Source organism: Streptomyces sp. R35, from assembly GCF_041053035.1.
In the GTDB taxonomy this organism is placed as follows: Bacteria; Actinomycetota; Actinomycetes; order Streptomycetales; family Streptomycetaceae; genus Streptomyces; species Streptomyces lutosisoli.
Genome location: NZ_CP163440.1, coordinates 3819855 through 3840071 on the forward strand (window position 1 = coordinate 3819855; position 20217 = coordinate 3840071).

Below are 20217 nucleotides of genomic sequence, written 5' to 3' on the forward strand. Positions count from 1 at the left end.
ACAAGTCCGAATCCGGCCGTCCACCTGGCATAGGCCACCGGGATGAGCACCCGCGAGGGGCCTTTTTTCGCCCCCAGACCCCCAAAAGATTGCGCAGTTCCCCGCGCCCCTAAAAGGGGCGCGGGGAACTGCGCAATCTTTTGGACCAGCCCCCAACCCACCCGCAGCCAACACACAAGCGAACGGGGTCAGCGACCGTTGAACGCATCCTTCAGACGCGAGAACAACCCCTGCTGCCCGGGCTGGAACTGCCCGGTGGGCCGCTCCTCCCCCCGCAGCTTCGCCAGCTCCCGCAGCAACCGCTCCTGCTCAGGATCCAGCTTCGTCGGCGTCATCACCTCGACGTGGACGATCAGGTCACCACGCCCACCGCCCCGCAGATGCGTGACACCCCGCCCGTGCAACGGAATCGACTGCCCGGACTGCGTGCCCGGCCGGATGTCGACCTCCTCCAGCCCGTCGAGCGTCTCCAGCGGCACCTTCGTACCGAGCGACGCCGCGGTCATCGGAATGGTGACCGTGCAGTGCAGATCGTCACCGCGCCGCTGGAAGGTCGAGTGCGGGAGTTCGTGGATCTCGACGTAGAGGTCACCGGCAGGTCCGCCACCGGGCCCGACCTCGCCCTCGCCCGCGAGCTGGATCCGCGTGCCGTTGTCGACACCGGCGGGGATCTTGACGGTCAGCGTCCGACGAGACCGCACCCGCCCGTCACCAGCGCACTCGGGGCACGGCGTCGGAACCACGGTCCCGAAGCCCTGACACTGCGGACACGGCCGGGACGTCATGACCTGGCCCAGGAACGACCGCGTGACCTGGGACACCTCACCCCGCCCGCGACACATGTCACAGGTCTGGGCCGAGGTACCCGGCGCCGCGCCCTCACCGTTACAGGTGGCGCAGACGACGGCCGTGTCGACCTGGATGTCCTTCGTCGTGCCGAAGGCCGCCTCGTCCAGCTCGATCTCGAGCCGGATCATTGCGTCCTGGCCACGCCGCGTACGCGACCGGGGGCCGCGCTGCGACGCCGTACCGAAGAAGGCGTCCATGATGTCCGAGAAGTTCCCGAAGCCGCCCGCGCCGAAGCCGCCGGCGCCACCGCCACCGGAGGCGGACAGCGGGTCGCCGCCGAGGTCGTAGACCTGCTTCTTCTGCGGGTCCGACAACACCTCGTACGCGGCGTTGATCTCCTTGAACCGCTCCTGCGTCTTCGGATCGGGATTGACGTCCGGGTGCAGCTCGCGTGCGAGCCTCCGGAACGCCTTCTTGATCTGGTCCTGGGACGCGTCGCGGCTCACGCCGAGTACGGCGTAGTAGTCCGTGGCCACTTACGACTCCGCCAGGATCTGTCCGACGTACCGTGCCACCGCTCGTACCGCTCCCATCGTTCCCGGGTAATCCATGCGGGTCGGTCCGACCACGCCAAGTTTCGCTACTGCCTCGTCGCCCGAACCGTAGCCGACCGAGACCACGGACGTGGAGTTGAGTCCCTCATACGCGTTCTCGTGCCCGATTCGCACGGTCATGCTCGAATCCCCGGCCTCACCAAGCAACTTGAGGAGCACGACCTGCTCCTCCAGTGCTTCGAGCACCGGCCGGATGGTGAGAGGGAAGTCATGTCCGAAGCGGGTCAGATTGGCGGTGCCGCCGATCATCAGCCGCTCCTCGGTCTCTTCGACCAGTGTCTCCAGGAGGGTGGAGAGCACGGTCGCGACCGTACCCCGGTCCTCCGCCTCGAACGCGTCCGGGAGGTCCTGCACGAGCTGCGGGACGTCCGCGAAACGGCGGCCCGCGACCCGGCTGTTGAGCCGCGCGCGCAGATCCGCCAGCGAGGTCTCGCCGAACGGCACCGGACAGTCGATCATGCGCTGCTCGACCCGGCCGGTGTCCGTGATCAGCACCAGCATCACGCGCGCTGGGGCGAGGGACAGCAGCTCCACGTGCCGCACCGTCGAGCGCGTCAGCGAGGGGTACTGCACGACGGCGACCTGCCGCGTGAGCTGCGCGAGCAGCCGTACGGTCCGGCCGACGACGTCGTCGAGGTCCACAGCCCCGTCGAGGAAATTCTGAATGGCCCGCCGCTCGGGCGCGGTCATCGGCTTGACGCCCGCGAGCTTGTCGACGAAGAGCCGGTAGCCCTTGTCGGTGGGGATGCGTCCGGCGCTGGTGTGCGGCTGGGCGATGTAGCCCTCGTCCTCCAGCGCGGCCATGTCATTGCGCACGGTCGCCGGCGAGACACCGAGGCGGTGCCGCTCGGTGAGCGCCTTGGAACCGACCGGCTCCTCGGTGCCCACGTAGTCCTGGACGATGGCGCGCAGCACTTCGAGCCTGCGTTCACTGAGCATCGCGCACACCTCCAGAATTCAGCATCGTGGCCTTCGTGACCTTCATGGCCTTCATGACCTTCGTCCTGGCACTCATCGCACGCGAGTGCCAGCGTTCCCCGGCCCAGTGTACGGCGGTGAGGTACGGCCCCGGCAAGGGCGGGCCTGCGATGTCGTGTGCTGCGCGCTCTCACGGCCAAGCGGTCTCGGGGAAGTGGGGTGCGTTCCCGCGTCGTCCGGTGCGGTGCATCGGCGTGCTGCCGGATCGCCCTCGTACTGGATGTACTTGGGTGATTCGGCAGTGCGGCGAGGTGCCGTGCCGGGCGGCGTGGGGGCGTGCCTCACTTCCCCGAGCCCGCTTAGCGTCTCCTTATGAGCGTGACTTGGGAAGAGTTGGGGTGGGAAAGGGTGGCGCCCCGGGTGGGACGGCGGCGGCTGCCGGTCTGGGACTGCACGGTCGGGCTCGTGGTGGGCGAGGGCGCGGCGCTGATGATCGACGCCGGGTCGAGCCTCGGGGAGGGCGCACGGCTGCGCACGGAGGCCCAGCGGCTCCTCGGCCCGGACCGCCGAGTGACGCACCTCGCACTCACCCACCCCCACTTCGACCATGTCTTCGGCGCGGCGGCGTTCGCGGGCGTGGAGGTGTTCGGGCCGGTCGGCCTCGACTCGGTCTTCGCCCACGACCGCGAGGAACTGCGCACGGACGCCGTACGCAACGGCCTCGACCCGCGCGAGGCGGCCGAGGCCGCGGACCTCCTGGTCCACCCCCGCCACTCGGTGTCCGGCGAGTGGACCCTCGACCTGGGCGGCGGCGTGCAGGTCCTGCTGGCGAACGTGGGCCCCGGCCACACGGGCCACGACTTGGCGGTACTGATCCAAGGCACACCAGCCACACCAGCCACCCCAAACACACTCGGTTCACCGGAGATCGTCTTCTGCGGCGATCTGGTGGAGGAATCGGGCGAACCCCAGGCGGGACCGGACGCCGTCCCCTCCCACTGGCCGGCGGCCCTGGACCGGCTGCTCGACCTGGGCGGGGAGGACGCGGTGTACGTACCGGGACACGGGGCGGCGGTGAATGCGGCGTTTGTCCGGGCCCAGCGGAACGCGCTGGCGACCCGCTTCGGCGTGTCGTAGGAGCCCGTACGACACGACGGCGGGGCTTCTCCTATCGTCATCCGAATGCGCCAGTACTCTCCGGACCTGACCCCGCCGTGGAAGAAGCCCAAGCCCGTGCCCGAGGTCCCCGCGGACCCCGGTCTGGTGGTCGAGGAGCCCGGCACCGGCTTCTGCGGCGCGGTGATCCGCTGCGAGGCAGGCACGGTGACCCTGGAGGACCGCTTCGGCAAGCACCGCGTCTTCCCGCTGGAGCCGAGCGGCTTCCTCCTGGAGGGCAGGGTGGTGACGCTGGTCCGCCCGTCGGCCGCGCCCGCGTCGCGTCCCGCCCGCACGGCCTCGGGTTCGGTGGCGGTACCGGGTGCGCGTGCCAGGGTGGCCCGCGCGGGCCGCATCTACGTCGAGGGCCGCCACGACGCCGAACTCGTCGAGAAGGTCTGGGGCGACGACCTCCGCATCGAGGGCGTCGTCGTCGAGTACCTGGAGGGCATCGACGACCTCCCCTCGATCGTCGCGGACTTCGACCCCGGCCCGGACGCCCGCCTCGGCATCCTGGTCGACCACCTCGTCCCCGGCACCAAGGAGTCCCGCATCGCCGAGTCGGTCACCAGCGACCACGCCCTGGTCCTCGGCCACCCTTACATCGACATCTGGGAGGCCGTGAAACCGTCCTCCGTAGGCATCCCCTCCTGGCCCCGCATCCCCCACGGCCAGGACTGGAAAACAGGCATCTGCCGTTCCCTGGGCTGGCCGGAAAACACCGGCGCGGCCTGGCAGCACATCCTGTCCCACGTCCGCTCCTACAAGGACCTGGAGCCGGAACTCCTGGGCCGAGTGGAGGAGTTGATCGACTTCGTCACGGCCCCGGAGTAGAGGTCCGCACGACGTTTTTTCGCCCCCGCCGCCCCTACCCGTCCCATCCCGTTAAAAGATTGCGCAGTTCCCCGCGCCCCTAAAAGGGGCGCGGGGAACTGCGCAATCTTTTGGACCAGCCCCCACCCACCCGCACCCGGGGTCGAAGGGGCGGAGCCCCAGAAGGATGGGACGGGTAGGGGCGGCGGGGGCGAAAAAGGGCCCTCAGTCCACCAGGTCCCGGACGACCGCGTCCGCGAGCAACCGCCCGCGCAGCGTCAGAACGGCACGACCTTCGTCGTACGGCCCGGCTTCGAGCAACCCCTCACCCAGCGCACGCGCCGCCGCCGCAAGCCCATCCACCCGAAGCAAAGACAGCGGACACCCCTCACGAAGCCGCAGCTCCAGAAGAACGCGCTCAACCCGGCGATCCTCCTCGGAGAGAAGTTCCCGCCCCGCCCCCGGCGACCGCCCGGAGGCCAGCGCCGAGGCATACGCCCCAGGATGCTTCACGTTCCACCACCGCACCCCACCGACGTGACTGTGCGCCCCAGGCCCCGCCCCCCACCAGTCGGCTCCCCGCCAGTACAGCTCGTTGTGAAGGCAGCGCCCAGCCTCGGAAGCGGCCCAGTTCGACACCTCGTACCACTCGAAGCCCGCCCCCGACATCACCTCGTCCGCGATGAGATACCGATCCGCGTGCACGTCGTCGTCCGTCATCGGAACCTCGCCACGGCGGATACGACGGGCGAGCTGCGTACCCTCCTCCACGATCAGCGCATACGCGGAGATGTGGTCGGGCCCGGCACCGAGCGCCGCGTCGAGCGAGGCACGCCAGTCGTCGTCGGACTCCCCGGGCGTGCCGTAGATCAGGTCCAGGTTCACATGCTCGAAGCCCGCCGCACGGGCCTCGGCGACACAGGCCTCGGGACGGCCGGGCGTGTGCGTGCGGTCGAGCACCTTCAGTACATGCTGCTTGGCGCTCTGCATCCCGAAGGAGACCCGGTTGAAGCCCCCGGCGCGCAAGGTCGCGAGGTATGCCGGATCGACCGACTCGGGGTTCGCCTCCGTGGTGATCTCCGCGTCGTCCGCGAGCCCGAACTCGTCACGGATCGCCCCCAGCATCCGTACGAGATCGTCGGCAGCCAGCAGGGTCGGCGTACCGCCGCCGACGAAGACCGTGCGGACGGGGCGCGGGTCGTCGCCGAGGACCTTGCGGGCGAGCCGGACCTCGTCGGTCAGCGTGTCCGCGTAGTTGTCCCGGGAGGCGAGCACGCCACCGGTGCCGCGCAGCTCGGTCGCCGTGTAGGTATTGAAGTCGCAGTAGCCGCAGCGGGTCGCGCAGTACGGCACGTGGAGATAGAACCCGAGGGGACGCTCGGCCGCCCCGGCCAGGGCGTGCGCGGGCAGCGCCCCGTCGTCGGGGACGGGCTCACCGTCGGGGAGTGCGGAAGGCATACGTTCCATTGTCCCGTACGCGCGCCCATACCCCGTACGACGTCCTCTTCGGGCCCCATTCCTCCTCGGCCCCGTTCCTCCTCGGCCCCATTCCTCCTCGGGCCCCATCCCTCCTCGGGCCCTATTCGGCCTGCAGCACCAGCAACGCCATGTCGTCCTCCGGAGGCCGCGCACCGAACTCGTGCACCAGCCGGCGGATCCGCTCCGCGATCAGCTCGGCGCTCAGTCCCGCGCAGCCCTCCAGGGCCTTCGCGAGGCCGTCGTCGTCGTCGAACTGGCGGGGTCCGCAGCGCCGCTCCGTCACACCGTCCGTGACGCACAGCACAGTGTCGCCGGGGTGCAGCTCGAAGGTCTCGGAGGTGTAGCCGGCGTCCTCGAAGACGCCGAGGAGGGTCTGCGGGCGGGCCACTTCCCGTACGTCGCCGTCGGGGCCGAGGAGCAGCGGCAGCGGATGTCCGGCGGAGGCGAGGGTGCAGCGCACGCCGCCGTCGAAGGGGACCAGCTCGCCGTACAGCATGGACAGGAAGCGCGTCTGCGGGCCCAGGTCGGCGCCGAGGCCCGGCCCGCCCGCCGCCACGAGCGCACGGGCCGCCGCGTCCGCCGTCTCGGTCGCGTCGTCGAGCAGGAGCTGGTTGAGGCGGTCGAGGACGTCGGCGACCTGGTAGCCCTCGCGGGCCAGCAGCCGCAGCCAGGGCCGGGCCAGGCCGATCACGACGGCGGCCTCGGGTCCCTTGCCCTGGACGTCGCCCACCGCGAAGCACCAGCGCCCGTCGCCCGCCGGGAACAGGTCGTAGAAGTCGCCGCTGGGTCCGCCCTTGTCGAGCGGCTCGTACACGAGGGCGCTGCGCACCCCGGGGATCTCGGCGACCGCGCCGGGCAGCAGACCGCGCTGGAGGACCCGGCTGATGGTGGCCTGGCGCGCGTACTGGCGGGCCGCGCCGATGGCGAGGGCGATACGGCGGCTGAGGTCCTCGACGAGCCCGGTGATCTCGTCGGGGAAGTCGGTCAGCCCGGCCCGCCCGATGACGAGCGTGCCCAGCGGCCGCCCGCCCGCGATCAGCCGGTACGCGAGCGCGGCCCCGCTCACCCCGCGCGCGCCCAGCGCCTCGCCGGGCCAGGGCACGGGGACGGCCCGGGAACGCACCGCGTCGGGCAGCCGCGGCGGGTCCTTCTCCAGGGCGCGGCGCAGTTCCTCGATGCGGTTCTCGCTGCCGTGCCAGACGCGGGCGAGGCGGGGTCCCAGGGCGAGGCCGAGACCGCCGGCCCGGTCGGTGGCCTCGTCCTCCAGCCACACGGCGCACCAGTCGGCGAGCCGCGGCACGAGCAGCTGCCCGGCGAGCGCGGCCACGAGGTCCTCGTCGAGCTGCCCGGCGAGCAGGTCGGAGGCCTCGGCGAGGAAGGAGAGGGCGCCGCGGTTGAGCCAGTCCAGGTCCTGGTGGACGTTGCGCCTCGGTTCGGGCGGGAGTATCTCGGGGGCGAGCGGCTCGCCGGCCCGCAGCCCACGCTCCAGGGCCTGGCCAGTGGCGTACGCCGCTATCTGCTCCTTCTTCGCCAAGTGCTCCGCGGTGTCCGCGAACCCGCCGGCTTCCAGCACGCTGCCGTCGCCCGCTACCGCGATGCTGTCGGCACCCGCGGACGTTTCGGCCATGCCGCCGACTCCCGCGCCCCCGTCGGCCAACAGCCGCGCCCAGACCGTCTTGACGCCGGGCCGGTAGGTGATCCCCCACGCTTCGGAGAGAGTGGCGACGAGCCGCAGCCCGCGCCCGTACTCCGGGGTGCCGTACGGCCGTTCGACGGCGTCGTCGCGTACCGCACGTGAGGGGTGGTGGTCGGAGACCTCGACGACGAGCGGGCCGGGCAGCCCGCCCTCCACGGTTTCGCGGCTTTCGCAGTTGTCGCGGCTGTCGCGGCTGTCGCGGCTTTCGAGGCGGCACAGCAGTTCGACGTCGGTGCCCGCATGCACGACGGCGTTGGTGACGAGTTCGCTGACCACCACGACGGCGTCGTCGATGAGCCGGTCGTCGATGATCTCGGAGCCCGGCAGGGCGAGTTCGGCCCAGTCGGCGAGCGCGCCGCGCACGAACCGGCGGGCGGCTCCGGGTGCGAGCGGAGTACCCGGCAGCGAGGTGCGAGCGATGGCTTCCTGGCCGGGCCGGTAGTGCGCAGGCGCATCAGGGGCACGCGCCATGGACTCCCGTTGCGTCGGAATGGCCCCCACTGTGCAGCTCCCTGAGCAGATCGGACGAATACGCCTCAGGCGATGCGGACAGAGTGACAGACTGGCCACGCCCATAAGCGCCGAGTTACCGAAGTGGGCCGCCATGAGTGAGAACAGTGGTATGCATGTGCTCGAAGACGGACAGATTCGGGCATCCGATCTGCGTCCGCTGCTCGCGGCGATGGCCGCCGCCCGCGACGGCGACTTCACCAAGGTGCCGGAGACCGGGCATGGTTTGGTGGCCGAGCTGAGCATGACGTTCAACCAGATCATCGACCGAAACGCCCATTTCAACACGGAAGTGCAGCGGGTTCGGCGGGAATTGGTACGACACGGGCGGCTCGACGAGCGTCTTTCTGCCAGCCCGGGCCAGGGGAACTGGACTTCGCGCGTCAACGACGTGAACCAGCTGCTCGACGCCCTGGTGGCCCCCGCGGCGAACGCGACACGTGTCCTCGACGCGGTGGCCGGCGGCGATCTGACCCAGCGGGTCGATCTGCACGACGGGAACCGCCAACTGCGGGGCGACTTACGCAGACTGGGCCGCGCGGTCAACAAGATGGTCGATCAGCTCTCCCTCTTCACCGGCGAGGTCACACGTGTCGCCCGCGAGGTCGGCACGGAGGGGCGGCTCGGCGGCCGGGCCAAGGTGACCGGTCTGTCCGGGAGCTGGCGGGATGTGACCGAGGCGGTCAACACGATGGCGTCCCGGCTGACGGCCCAGGTGCGGGACATCGCCCTGGTGACCACGGCGGTGGCGCGCGGCGACCTGACGCGTACGGTGACGGTCGAGGCGACCGGCGAGCTGCTCGAACTGAAGCTCACCGTGAACACGATGGTCGACCAGCTCTCCGCCTTCGCCGACGAGGTGACCAGGGTGGCCCGCGAGGTCGGCACGGAGGGCCAGCTGGGCGGCCGGGCCCAGGTGCGCGGTGTGTCGGGGGTCTGGAAGGACCTCACCGACAACGTCAACTTCATGGCCTCGAACCTGACCTCCCAGGTCCGCAACATCGCCCAGGTGACCACGGCCGTCGCCAACGGCGACCTGAGTCAGAAGATCACGGTTGACGCGCAGGGCGAGATCCTCGAACTCAAGTCGACCATCAACACCATGGTCGACCAGCTCTCCGCCTTCGCCGACGAGGTCACCCGCGTGGCCCGCGAAGTCGGCACCGAAGGAAACCTCGGCGGCCGGGCACAAGTACGCGGAGTGAGTGGCGTCTGGAAGGACCTCACCGACAACGTCAACTTCATGGCGGACAACCTGACTTCGCAGGTCCGCAATATCGCCCTCGTCTCCACTGCGGTGGCCCAGGGTGACCTCGGCAAGAAGATCACCGTCGAGGCGAAGGGCGAGATCCTCGAACTCAAGTCGACCATCAACACCATGGTCGACCAGCTCTCCGCCTTCGCCGACGAGGTCACCCGCGTGGCCCGCGAGGTGGGTACGGAAGGAAACCTGGGCGGGCAGGCCCAGGTCCGCGGGGTGTCCGGCGTCTGGAAAGACCTGACCGACAACGTCAACTTCATGGCCCTGAACCTGACTTCACAGGTCCGGAACATCGCCCAGGTGACGACCGCCGTCGCCAACGGCGACCTGTCGAAGAAGATCACCGTCGACGCCCGCGGCGAGATCCTGGAGCTGAAGGACACCGTCAACACGATGGTGGAGCAGCTGCGTGCCTTCGCCGACGAGGTCACCCGCGTGGCCCGCGAGGTCGGCACCGACGGCCGGCTCGGCGGCCGGGCCCAGGTGCTCGGCGTCTCCGGTGTCTGGGCCGACCTGACCGACAACGTCAACTACATGGCCGACAACCTGACTTCACAGGTCCGGAACATCGCCCAGGTCGCCACCGCCGTGGCCCAGGGAGACCTCTCCAAGAAGATCGACGTGGACGCGCGCGGCGAGATCCTCGAACTGAAGACGACGATCAACACGATGGTCGACACCCTCTCCTCATTCTCCTCAGAGGTCACCCGCGTGGCCCGCGAGGTGGGCTCCGAGGGTCAACTCGGCGGCCAGGCGCGGGTCGAGGGCGTCTACGGCACCTGGAAGCGCCTCACGACGAACGTGAACGAGCTGGCGCTCAACCTGACCACCCAGGTCCGCGCGATCGCCGAAGTGGCGTCCGCCGTGGCCCAGGGCGACATGTCCCGCTCCATCACGGTGGAGACCCAGGGTGAGGTCACCGAGCTCAAGGACAACATCAACCTGATGGTGGCCAACCTCCGCGAGACCACCCGCGCGAAGGACTGGCTGGAGTCGAACCTGGCACGCCTCGCCGCGCTGATGCAGGGTCACCGCGACCTGATGGAGGTCGCCGACCTGATCCTGCGCGAGCTGACCCCGCTGGTGAACGCGCAGTACGGCGCCTTCTTCCTGGCCGACCCGGAGGAAGACACCCTGCGGACCGCCATCCCCGCCAAGGGGCTGGCCTTCATCGCCGGGTACGGCTCGGCGCAGGGCGCGACGGTCGACACGGGCGGCATGCCGGTCCACGGACTGGTCCGGCAGGCGGCCCGCGAGAAGAAGCGGATCCTCGTCGAAGAGGCCCCGCCGGACTACATCAAGATCAACAGCGGTCTGGGTGAAGCGGCCCCTGCGAGCGTCGTGATCATCCCGATCCTCTTCGAGGACAAGCTGCTGGGCGTCATCGAACTCGCTTCCTTCTCGCGCTTCTCCGACGTCCACCTGGCGTTCTTCGACCAGTTCGTGAACACCATCGGCGTCGCCATCAACACGATCATCGCCAACTCCCGTACGGAGTCCCTGCTCGGCGAGTCCCAGCGCCTGGCCATCCAGCTCCAGGACCGCTCGGACGAACTCCAGTCGCAGCAGGCCGAATTGCAGCGCTCGAACGCCGAACTGGAAGAAAAGGCAGCCCTGTTGGCGACCAGCTCCCAGTACAAGTCGGAGTTCCTGGCGAACATGTCGCACGAGCTGCGCACGCCGCTGAACTCACTGCTGATCCTGGCCCGGCTGCTGTCGGACAACCCGGACGGCCATCTCTCGGACCAGGAAGTGCAGTTCGCGACGACCATCCACCGCTCGGGCTCGGACCTCCTCCAGCTGATCAACGACATCCTCGACCTGTCCAAGATCGAGGCGGGCCGGATGGACGTACGCCCGAAGAGGCTGCCGCTGATCAAGCTGCTCGACTACGTCCACGCCACCTTCCGCCCGCTCACCCTGGACCGGGGGCTCGCCTTCGAGGTGGCCGTCGGCGAGGACGTACCGCGGGAGATGTACTCGGACGAGCAGCGGCTCCAGCAGATCCTGCGCAACCTGCTCTCCAACGCGATCAAGTTCACCGCGAGCGGCCGGGTCGAGCTGCGCGTCAACCGCCTCAAGGACCCGGAGCACCTCTACACCCGCGAGAACAGCGACGACGTCATCGCCTTCGCGGTCTCCGACACCGGCATCGGCATCGCCGCGGAGAAACTCCCGGTGATCTTCGAGGCGTTCCAGCAGGCCGACGGCACCACGAACCGCAAGTACGGCGGCACCGGCCTCGGCCTGTCCATCAGCCGGGAGATCGCCGGACTGCTCGGCGGCCGGATCATCGCGGAGAGCAAGCCCGGCAAGGGCTCCACCTTCACGCTGTACGTCCCTGTCGTGAGCCCCGGGCACACGGCGACCGGACCCACCCCCGAGGACCGCCAGGCGCCCGTGCCCGAGCTGTCCAGCGAGCCGTACACCGCCCACGACACCGACGACACCTGGCCGACACCCACCAAGCTGGAGGCGTGGAAGTCCGGCAGAGCGGGCCAAGTCCTGCCCGGCCGGCGGGTGCTGATCGTCGACGACGACATCCGCAACGTCTTCGCGCTCACCCATGTCCTGGGCCGCGTCGGCATGCCCGTCCTGTACGCGGAGAACGGCCGCGAGGGCATCGAGACCCTGGAGCGCAATCCCGATGTCGAGCTCGTCCTGATGGACATCATGATGCCGGAGATGGACGGCTATGAGACGATCTCCGCCATCCGCCGCACACCCCGCTGGACGGGTCTGCCCATCGTCGCGCTGACCGCGAAGGCGATGCCCGGCGACCGGGAGAAGTCCATCGCACGGGGTGCCAACGACTACGTACCGAAGCCCGTGGACGTCGACCAGCTCCTCACCGTCGTCTGCGCCCTCCTCGATCCGGAGAGCGGAGACGACGTGGAGCAGGACGCCGCCGACGGTGCGGTTGTACCGGGACCGAGCACATCAGGGGAGCCCGCTGTCCCGCCGACGGCTGAGTGAGGCACAGTCACCATGAGCGCTGAGGCAACGACCGACGAGCGCGCGAGCATCCTCCTTGTCGATGACATGGAGGACAACCTGATCGCGCTGGAGGCCGTCCTGGGGTCCCTCAACGAACCGCTGGTGCGCGCGCGTTCGGGCGAGGAGGCGATGAAGGCCCTGCTCCGGCAGCGGTTCGCCGTCGTCCTGCTCGACATCCGGATGCCGGGCATGGACGGCTTCGAGACCGCCGCGAACATCAAACGGCTCGACCAGACGAAGGACGTCCCCATCATCTTCCTGACCGGCACGGACGCCGACGCGGGCTACGCCTTCCGCGGCTACGCGACCGGCGCCGCCGACTACTTGACCAAGCCCTTCGACCCGTGGGTGCTACGGGCGAAGGTCACGGTCTTCCTGGACCTGCACCGCAAGAACCAGCAACTGGAGCGGATGCTCGCGCGCGAACAGGAGCACTTCGACGAGCTCGCCAACCGCCTGAAGAAGATCGAGGTACACATGGCGGCCAGCAGCCTTCAGGACGTCTTCGAACTGCGCCATCAGGTACGGCAGATGGAGGAGCTGCTCAGAGATATGCGTCGGGGACGGGGCATTTGACGCCCCGCCCCCAGGTGCGGCTTGAGGTCACGCCTCGCGCGAGCCCGCGTACATCTCATCGATGAGGTGCTTGTACTCCCGCTCGACAACCGGCCGCTTCAGCTTCAGGCTCGGCGTGATCTCCCCGTGCTCCACATCGAGGTCCCGCGGCAGCAGACGGAACTTCTTGATGGTCTGCCAGCGCTGGAGGCCCTCGTTGAGTTCCTTGACGTACCCCTCGATGAGGGCGACGGCGGCCGGCGCGGCGACGACATCGGCGTACGACTTGCCCTCCAGCCCGTTGTCCTTGGCCCAGTCGAGGATGGACGGCTCGTCGAGGGCGATGAGCGCGGTGCAGAAGTTCCGGTCGGCGCCGTGCACAAGGATGTTGGAGACGTACGGGCAGACGGCCTTGAACTGGCCCTCGACCTCGGCGGGCGCGATGTACTTGCCGCCGGACGTCTTGATGAGGTCCTTCTTGCGGTCGGTGATGCGCAGGTAGCCGTCGGGCGACAGCTCGCCGATGTCGCCGGTGTGGAACCAGCCGTCCGGCTCCAGGACCTCGGCGGTCTTCTCGGGCAGCCCGTGGTAGCCCTCCATGATGCCGGGGCCGCGCAGCAGGATCTCGCCGTCGTCCGCGATACGCACCTCGGTGCCGGGCAGCGGCTTGCCGACCGTGCCGGTGCGGTACGCCTCGCCGGGGTTCACGAAGGAGGCGGCGGAGGACTCCGTGAGGCCGTACCCCTCCAGGATGTGGATGCCGGCGCCGGCGAAGAAGTAGCCGATCTCGGGTGCGAGCGCCGCGCTGCCCGAGACGCAGGCGCGCAGGTTGCCGCCGAAGGCCTCACGGATCTTGGCGAAGACGAGCGCGTCCGCGACCTTGTGCTTGGCGCCGAGCGCGAAGGGCACGGAGGCGGTGCCGGTGCGGCGGAAGTTGTCCTGGCTGGCCTTCGCGTACTCGCGGGAGACCTCGGCGGCCCACTGGAAGATCTTGTACTTGGCGCCGCCACCGGCCCGCGCCTTCGCCGCGACCCCGTTGTAGACCTTCTCGAAGATGCGCGGGACGGCCGCCATGTACGTCGGCTGCACGACCGGCAGATTCTCGATGATCTTGTCCACACGGCCGTCGACGGCGGTGACGTGTCCGACCTCGATCTGGCCGGAGGTGAGCACCTTGCCGAAGACGTGCGCGAGCGGCAGCCACAGGTACTGCACGTCGTCGGGGCCGAGCAGTCCTGTCGAGGCGATGGCCTTGGCCATGTACGACCAGTTGTCGTGCGGAAGACGGACGCCCTTGGGGCGGCCCGTGGTGCCCGAGGTGTAGATCAGGGTCGCGAGCTGATCGGCGGTGATCGCGCCGACCTTCTCCTTGATCAGGTCGGCGTTCTTCTCCAGGTAGGCGGCGCCGCGGGCCTCCAGCTCGGCGAGCGTGAGGACCCAGTCGCCTTCCTCCTGGGAAGGCTCCACGCCCTTCGGGTCGATGACGACCACGTGGGTGAGCTCGGGCAGCTCGGCGCGCTTCTCGATCACCTTCGCGAGCTGGGCCGCGTCCTCCGCGATGAGGACCTTGCTCTCGGAGTCGGAGAGGATGAACGCCGACTCCGCGGCGTTGGTCTGCGGATACACGGTCGTCGTGGCCGCGCCCGCGCACAGGATGCCGAGGTCGGCCAGGATCCACTCGACCCGTGTGGAGGAGGCGAGCGCGACGCGCTGCTCCGGCTGTACGCCCAGTTCGATCAGTCCGGCCGCGATGGCGAAGACCCGCTCGGCGGCCTGCGCCCAGCTCAGCGACTTCCACTCGTCCGGCCCGTCGCCCGAGGCGGCTGGCACCGGGTAGCGGTAGGCCTCGCCGTCCGGCGTGGCCGCCACGCGCTCCAGGAAGAGGCCCGCCACGGACGGCGGACGGTTCTCGATCAGGGTCTGTGTGTCGCTCACGACATCCTCCGGGGCCCGCGACAGTGCGTGCGTCTGGCTCGACCGACTGCTGTGCGGCTGGCTGGTTGCGGCTGTTGTTTAACTCGCGAGTAACCATCGAGCAGAGATCAGAGTAAGGCGCGACCGCCCGGCGCGTAAGGGGCGGCGGCCTGTCACTTCCTACAGAGAGCGAAGCTACGCACGCGTACGGGCTCGCCGCGCCGAAGCGCGACGAGCCCGCATTGTGCCCGAGTTTCCGGGGGTAACGGTGGCTAGCCCGGTGGCTACTTCTTGCCCTTGGCCGCGCCACCGCTGTCGTCGCTGGACAGCACGGCGATGAAGGCCTCTTGCGGAACCTCCACAGAGCCCACCATCTTCATCCGCTTCTTGCCTTCCTTCTGCTTCTCCAGCAGCTTCCGCTTACGGGAGATGTCACCGCCGTAGCACTTGGCGAGGACGTCCTTGCGGATGGCGCGGATGGTCTCGCGGGCGATGACCCGGGAGCCGATGGCCGCCTGGATCGGCACCTCGAAGGCCTGCCGCGGGATGAGCTCGCGCAGCTTGGCGACGAGCCGCACACCGTACGCGTACGCCGCGTCCTTGTGCGTGATCGCCGAGAAGGCGTCGACCTTGTCGCCGTGCAGCAGGATGTCGACCTTGACCAGGCTGGAGGTCTGCTCGCCGGTGGGCTCGTAGTCGAGCGAGGCGTAGCCGCGGGTCTTGGACTTCAGCTGGTCGAAGAAGTCGAAGACGATCTCGGCGAGCGGCAGCGTGTACCGGATCTCGACCCGGTCCTCGGACAGGTAATCCATCCCGAGCAGGGTGCCGCGCCGGGTCTGGCACAGCTCCATGATCGAACCGATGAACTCGGAGGGCGCGAGGATCGTCGCCCGGACGACCGGCTCGTAGACCTTGTCGATCTTCCCCTCGGGGAACTCGCTCGGGTTGGTGACGACGTGCTCGCTGCGGTCCTCCATCTCGACGCGGTACACGACGTTCGGCGCGGTGGCGATGAGGTCGAGCCCGAACTCGCGCTCCAGCCGCTCCCGGATGACGTCGAGGTGCAGCAGCCCGAGGAAACCGACGCGGAAGCCGAACCCGAGCGCGGCGGACGTCTCCGGCTCATAGACGAGCGCGGCGTCGTTGAGCTGCAGCTTGTCGAGTGCGTCGCGCAGCTCGGGGTAGTCGGAGCCGTCCAGCGGATACAGCCCGGAGAAGACCATGGGCTTGGGGTCCTTGTACCCGCCGAGCGCCTCGGTCGCGCCCTTGTTCAAGGTGGTGATGGTGTCACCGACCTTGGACTGCCGGACGTCCTTCACCCCGGTGATGAGATAACCGACCTCGCCGACACCAAGCCCGTCGGCGGGCAGCATCTCCGGCGAGTTCGTCCCGATCTCCAGGAGCTCGTGCGTGGCCCCCGTGGACATCATCCGGATGCGCTCACGCTTGTTGAGCTGCCCGTCGATGACTCGCACGTACGTCACGACGCCCCGGTAGGAGTCGTAGACGGAGTCGAAGATCATCGCGCGGGCGGGAGCGTCCTGGACACCGACCGGGGCCGGGATCTCGGCGACGACCTTGTCGAGCAGCGCCTCGACGCCCAGGCCGGTCTTGGCGGAGACCTTGAGAACGTCCTCGGGGTCGCACCCGATGAGGTTGGCGAGCTCCTCGGAGAACTTCTCCGGCTGGGCGGCCGGCAGGTCGATCTTGTTCAGTACGGGGATGATCTTGAGGTCGTTCTCCATCGCCAGGTAGAGGTTGGCGAGGGTCTGGGCCTCGATGCCCTGGGCGGCGTCGACGAGGAGAACGGTCCCCTCGCAGGCGGCCAGCGAACGGGACACCTCATACGTGAAGTCCACGTGCCCGGGGGTGTCGATCATGTTGAGGATGTGGGTGGTGCCCGGGTCCTCGGTCGGGGCCCAGGGCAGCCGGACCGCCTGGGACTTGATCGTGATACCGCGCTCGCGCTCGATGTCCATACGGTCGAGGTACTGAGCGCGCATCTGCCGCTGGTCCACCACCCCGGTCAGCTGGAGCATGCGGTCGGCGAGCGTGGACTTGCCGTGGTCGATGTGCGCGATGATGCAGAAATTGCGAATCAGAGCCGGGGCGGTACGGCTCGGCTCGGGCACATTGTTAGGGGTCGCGGGCACGCAGGGTCCTGTCTCTTGAGGCGCCTGTCGCCTCGGGTCGGATCGATACGTAGGCTCCATGGTCCCACGGGTGGGGACCTGCGACCGGTTTGGGCCGGTCGCACGTCCCCTGGTAGCCTGAGTGGCTGTGTCTCATGCCCTCTCTGCAGGAGGCACACCCCAAGGAAATCAAACGGCGAGTGAGACGTGCTGTCTCGCGCGCCTGAACCTGTAAAGGCTCATTCGTGGCGAACATCAAGTCCCAGATCAAGCGGATCAAGACCAACGAGAAGGCCCGGCTGCGCAACAAGGCCGTCAAGTCTTCCCTGAAGACCGCGATCCGCAAGGCCCGCGAGGCCGCTGCCGCGGGTGACGCCGAGAAGGCCACCGAGTACACGCGCGCCGCGTCGCGCGCTCTCGACAAGGCTGTCTCGAAGGGCGTCATCCACAAGAACCAGGCCGCCAACAAGAAGTCGGCGCTTGCTTCGAAGGTCGCTTCCCTCAAGGGCTGAGTCGGCTGAGCCCTCCGGGGCTCAACCCCTGACTTGACCGCCGGAAAGGACCCAGCGGGCCCTCTCTTCCGCTCCTGCCCGGCACCCCCGGATCCGTGCGCGGCCTGCGTTCGCCACGCGGGCACGGCTCCAAGATCTCAAACCGAGACCCCGTTCCCCTCCTTCCCCAGGAGGACGAGCGGGGTCTTCGGCGTGCAGCGCCCCTGAAGGCACGGGGCTGCGCCCCGCGATCCTCCGCCCGCCCCGGTTCTTCAGGGCGCGGGGACCGGCGCGACCAGCCCGCACCCACCCGCGGCCACATTCAGGGGCGCGGGGAACTGCGCAATCTTTTAGGGGGGTCTGGGGGCGCAGCCCCCAGGAACGGGATGGGACGGGTAGGGGCGGCGGGGGCGAAGAAGCCCAGCTCAGCCCACCCCGGAGGCGCTAGCCCCGGCGCGACCGAGCAGCCCGGGCAATCGCAACGACCGCCTTCTCCAGGGCGTACTCAGGATCATCCCCCCCACCCTTGACCCCGGCATCGGCTTCGGCAACCGCCCGCAAAGCAACAGCAACCCCATCCGGCGTCCACCCCCGCATCTGCTGCCGCACCCGATCAATCTTCCACGGCGGCATCCCCAGCTCCCGCGCAAGATCAGCCGGCCGCCCCCCACGCGCGGAGGACAGCTTCCCAATCGCCCGCACCCCCTGAGCCAACGCACTCGTGATCAAGACCGGCGCAACCCCAGTCGCCAGAGACCACCGCAACGCCTCCAACGCCTCCGCCGCCCGCCCCTCCACGGCCCGGTCGGCCACGGTAAAACTCGACGCCTCGGCCCGCCCCGTGTAGTACCGCCCGACCACCGCCTCGTCGATCGTCCCCTCGACATCCGCGGTCAGCTGAGACACCGCGGACGCCAGCTCCCGCAGATCACTCCCGATCGAGTCGACGAGCGCCTGACAGGCCTCCGGCGTGGCCGACCTCCCCAGCGCCCGGAACTCACTCCGCACGAACGCCAGCCGATCCGCGGGCTTGGTCATCTTGGGACACGCCACCTCCCGCGCCCCCACCTTGCGCGCGGCATCGAGCAGCCCCTTGCCCTTGGCCGCACCCGCGTGCAGCAGCACGAGGGTGATCTCCTCGGCCGGCGCCTCCAGGTACGCCTTCACGTCCTTGATGGTGTCGGCCGAAAGATCCTGCGCATTGCGTACGACCACGACCTTGCGCTCGGAGAAGAGCGACGGACTCGTCAGCTCGGCAAGCGTGCCGGGTTGCAACTGGTCCGGGGTGAGGTCCCGTACATCCGTGTCGGCGTCGGCGGCCCTGGCGGCGGCCACCACCTCCTGAACGGCACGGTCGAGCAGGAGGTCCTCCTGGCCCACGGCAAGCGTGACGGGGGCGAGAGGGTCGTCATTAGCAGTCTTCCTGGCCATCACCGAAAGCATCCCACGCGCCACTGACAACGCGATCCCACCCCGCAAAGGACGCGGGGCTGTGACATATGCGGCTCCGCCGCGTGGGCGCGACCAGCCACAGCCGACCCGCAGTCGACCCCAGTCGACGAAACCCCCCGCGTCTCCCGGCTCCACTCCACCCAGCGGAGCCCTACGGCTCTTCCCGCCAGCCGTCCCACTCCCCCGCGAACTCGTCCAGCTCCTTCGGGTCGAGCCGCTCCGCGGGGTCCGTCAGAACCACCAGCCACTGCGCGTCCTCGGCATCGTCCTCACCGGCCAGCGCGTCCCGTACGAGTTGTGGCTCCTCATCGAGTTTGAACCGGTCGCCGAGCGCCTCCGCCGCCTCTTCCGCAGCATCGCGGTCGGGCAGCACCAGCACATGTCTCACATCGCTCACATGGACATTTTCCGATACGCCCGGTGGGCCCGACGACGGGGTCGGCCATCACGGCGACCGAGGACCGAACGCCGGCCGGCCCTGGAGCACAATCCCCACATTCCAGGTCGATCCCACCCGTGTGCCGCCACTACACACACGGCCGCTCCTCCCCCTCTGCCTCACTCCCCTCTGCCTCTGCTCCCCCTCTACGTCACTCCCCCTGCCTCACTCCCGCGCCTTCCTCACCTCCGGCACCTGGTCCAGCTCGATCCCGAAGCGCTCCCGATACGTGGCCAGCACCTCCTCGTCCGTGGCCAGTACCGACACCGTCTTCGTCCTCTCAGCCGTCGTCACCGTGAAGTTCCGGCCGCTGAGCGTGATCCTCCCTCCGTCCTCCGTGACCCGCGAACAGACCAGCGACCGCGCGAAATGCGACTCCGGCGAGGTGCTGTGCCACCAGGCCCCGGTGACGAAGTCCGCGAGCACCCGCGGCCGTACCTCCAAGCGGTACTGCGCCTTGCCGTCCCGGACGACGTCGAGATCCACACCCTCCCGCGAACCGCCGGCACCCCGTACCCCCGCCGCGTCCGGCCCCGACTCGACGACCTGGAACGTGCCGCCGGGATCCTCCTGTTCCCCCCGCTCCCCGAAGGCCAGCGGATGGAGGCTGTGCGCCCCGAACCCGACATCGGTCAGCCAGTCGCCCCCGTCCACCGTCCGCACCCGTAGCGCGAGATGGTCGTACGGAATCCCGAGCCGCCCCTCTTCGCCGTACACCCGCGCCGCGAGCAGCGTCACGTCGAAGCCCAGCGCCCCCAGCAACGCCCCGAACGCCCCGTTCAGTTCGTAGCAGAAGCCGCCCCTGCGAGCGCCCACCACCTTGTCCAGCAGCCTCTTCTCCTCCAGCACGATCTCCTCGCCGAGGTGGATCGACAGGTTCTCGAACGGCACCGTCTTCAGATGGCGCAGCTGAAGCTCGCGGAGCACATCGGACGTGGGCCATGCGGGGTACTGGGTCCCGATCCTGCGAAGGTAGGCGTCGGCCTGTGCGGAATTCATGGG

At 69.2% G+C, this 20217-nt stretch carries 14 protein-coding genes; 5 read left to right on the plus strand and 9 right to left on the minus strand.

Translation table 11 applies throughout. The features are described 5' to 3' along the window. Positions 1-188: 188 nt before the first annotated feature. A complete protein-coding gene (dnaJ, locus tag AB5J50_RS17555) occupies positions 189-1325 on the minus strand; it encodes a molecular chaperone DnaJ (RefSeq protein WP_327428637.1) in 1137 nt (378 codons plus the stop codon). Continuing rightward, positions 1326-2342 (minus strand): heat-inducible transcriptional repressor HrcA, encoded by a 1017-nt coding sequence (gene hrcA, locus AB5J50_RS17560; RefSeq protein WP_369259134.1) that lies wholly within the window; start codon positions 2340-2342, stop codon positions 1326-1328. It lies immediately after the preceding gene. A 351-nt stretch (positions 2343-2693) separates the two neighbouring features. Between hrcA and AB5J50_RS17565 the strand changes: the two genes are divergently transcribed. Continuing rightward, positions 2694-3458 (plus strand): MBL fold metallo-hydrolase, encoded by a 765-nt coding sequence (locus tag AB5J50_RS17565; RefSeq protein WP_369259136.1) that lies wholly within the window; start codon positions 2694-2696, stop codon positions 3456-3458. A gap of 45 nt (positions 3459-3503) precedes the next feature. Then, complete coding sequence (locus AB5J50_RS17570) at positions 3504-4310, plus strand: DUF3097 domain-containing protein (RefSeq protein WP_369259138.1); 807 nt, start codon at positions 3504-3506, stop codon at positions 4308-4310. Positions 4311-4514: 204 nt separating this feature from the next. Here AB5J50_RS17570 and hemW read toward each other — a convergent pair whose 3' ends face one another. Together hemW and AB5J50_RS17580 are read right to left on the minus strand one after the other, a co-directional pair. Continuing rightward, positions 4515-5747, minus strand: coding sequence for a radical SAM family heme chaperone HemW (gene hemW, locus AB5J50_RS17575; RefSeq protein ID WP_327428641.1), 1233 nt, complete (start codon positions 5745-5747; stop codon positions 4515-4517). A 121-nt stretch (positions 5748-5868) separates the two neighbouring features. Further along, a complete protein-coding gene (locus AB5J50_RS17580) occupies positions 5869-7965 on the minus strand; it encodes a SpoIIE family protein phosphatase (protein WP_369259140.1) in 2097 nt (698 codons plus the stop codon). Positions 7966-8068: 103 nt separating this feature from the next. Between AB5J50_RS17580 and AB5J50_RS17585 the strand changes: the two genes are divergently transcribed. Together AB5J50_RS17585 and AB5J50_RS17590 are read left to right on the plus strand one after the other, a co-directional pair. Beyond that, positions 8069-12211, plus strand: coding sequence for a HAMP domain-containing protein (locus AB5J50_RS17585; protein WP_369259142.1), 4143 nt, complete (start codon positions 8069-8071; stop codon positions 12209-12211). Positions 12212-12223: 12 nt separating this feature from the next. Then, positions 12224-12808, plus strand: coding sequence for a two-component system response regulator (locus tag AB5J50_RS17590; RefSeq protein ID WP_369259144.1), 585 nt, complete (start codon positions 12224-12226; stop codon positions 12806-12808). A 27-nt stretch (positions 12809-12835) separates the two neighbouring features. Here the strand turns inward: AB5J50_RS17590 and AB5J50_RS17595 are convergent, their stop codons facing one another. Together AB5J50_RS17595 and lepA are read right to left on the minus strand one after the other, a co-directional pair. Then, positions 12836-14722, minus strand: coding sequence for a long-chain fatty acid--CoA ligase (locus tag AB5J50_RS17595; RefSeq protein ID WP_369259146.1), 1887 nt, complete (start codon positions 14720-14722; stop codon positions 12836-12838). A gap of 263 nt (positions 14723-14985) precedes the next feature. Further along, positions 14986-16854, minus strand: coding sequence for a translation elongation factor 4 (lepA, locus tag AB5J50_RS17600; protein ID WP_369259148.1), 1869 nt, complete (start codon positions 16852-16854; stop codon positions 14986-14988). A gap of 224 nt (positions 16855-17078) precedes the next feature. On the opposite strand from lepA, the gene rpsT reads away from it, so the two are divergent. Continuing rightward, positions 17079-17345 carry a 30S ribosomal protein S20 gene (gene rpsT / locus AB5J50_RS17605; RefSeq protein ID WP_327428647.1) on the plus strand — a complete coding sequence of 89 codons (267 nt, stop codon included), beginning with the start codon at positions 17079-17081 and terminating at the stop codon, positions 17343-17345. A 423-nt stretch (positions 17346-17768) separates the two neighbouring features. Here rpsT and holA read toward each other — a convergent pair whose 3' ends face one another. The 3 genes from holA to AB5J50_RS17620 all read right to left on the minus strand — a co-directional run bounded on the left by holA (position 17769) and on the right by AB5J50_RS17620 (position 20214). Beyond that, positions 17769-18755 (minus strand): DNA polymerase III subunit delta, encoded by a 987-nt coding sequence (gene holA / locus AB5J50_RS17610; protein WP_327428648.1) that lies wholly within the window; start codon positions 18753-18755, stop codon positions 17769-17771. Between the two features lie 172 nt (positions 18756-18927). Beyond that, positions 18928-19173 carry a hypothetical protein gene (locus AB5J50_RS17615; protein WP_327428649.1) on the minus strand — a complete coding sequence of 82 codons (246 nt, stop codon included), beginning with the start codon at positions 19171-19173 and terminating at the stop codon, positions 18928-18930. Between the two features lie 207 nt (positions 19174-19380). Next, a complete protein-coding gene (locus AB5J50_RS17620; protein ID WP_369259151.1) occupies positions 19381-20214 on the minus strand; it encodes an arylamine N-acetyltransferase in 834 nt (277 codons plus the stop codon). Between the last annotated feature and the right edge of the window lie 3 nt (positions 20215-20217).

Bases quoted from the DNA above. Each gene is read 5' to 3' on its own strand.
- hrcA (WP_369259134.1), bottom strand. From the start codon at position 2,342: ATGCTCAGTGAACGCAGGCTCGAAGTGCTGCGCGCCATCGTCCAGGAC.
- AB5J50_RS17565 (WP_369259136.1), top strand. From the start codon at position 2,694: ATGAGCGTGACTTGGGAAGAGTTGGGGTGGGAAAGGGTGGCGCCCCGG.
- AB5J50_RS17570 (WP_369259138.1), top strand. From the start codon at position 3,504: ATGCGCCAGTACTCTCCGGACCTGACCCCGCCGTGGAAGAAGCCCAAG.
- hemW (WP_327428641.1), bottom strand. From the start codon at position 5,747: ATGCCTTCCGCACTCCCCGACGGTGAGCCCGTCCCCGACGACGGGGCG.
- AB5J50_RS17585 (WP_369259142.1), top strand. From the start codon at position 8,069: ATGAGTGAGAACAGTGGTATGCATGTGCTCGAAGACGGACAGATTCGG.
- AB5J50_RS17590 (WP_369259144.1), top strand. From the start codon at position 12,224: ATGAGCGCTGAGGCAACGACCGACGAGCGCGCGAGCATCCTCCTTGTC.
- holA (WP_327428648.1), bottom strand. From the start codon at position 18,755: ATGGCCAGGAAGACTGCTAATGACGACCCTCTCGCCCCCGTCACGCTT.
- AB5J50_RS17620 (WP_369259151.1), bottom strand. From the start codon at position 20,214: ATGAATTCCGCACAGGCCGACGCCTACCTTCGCAGGATCGGGACCCAG.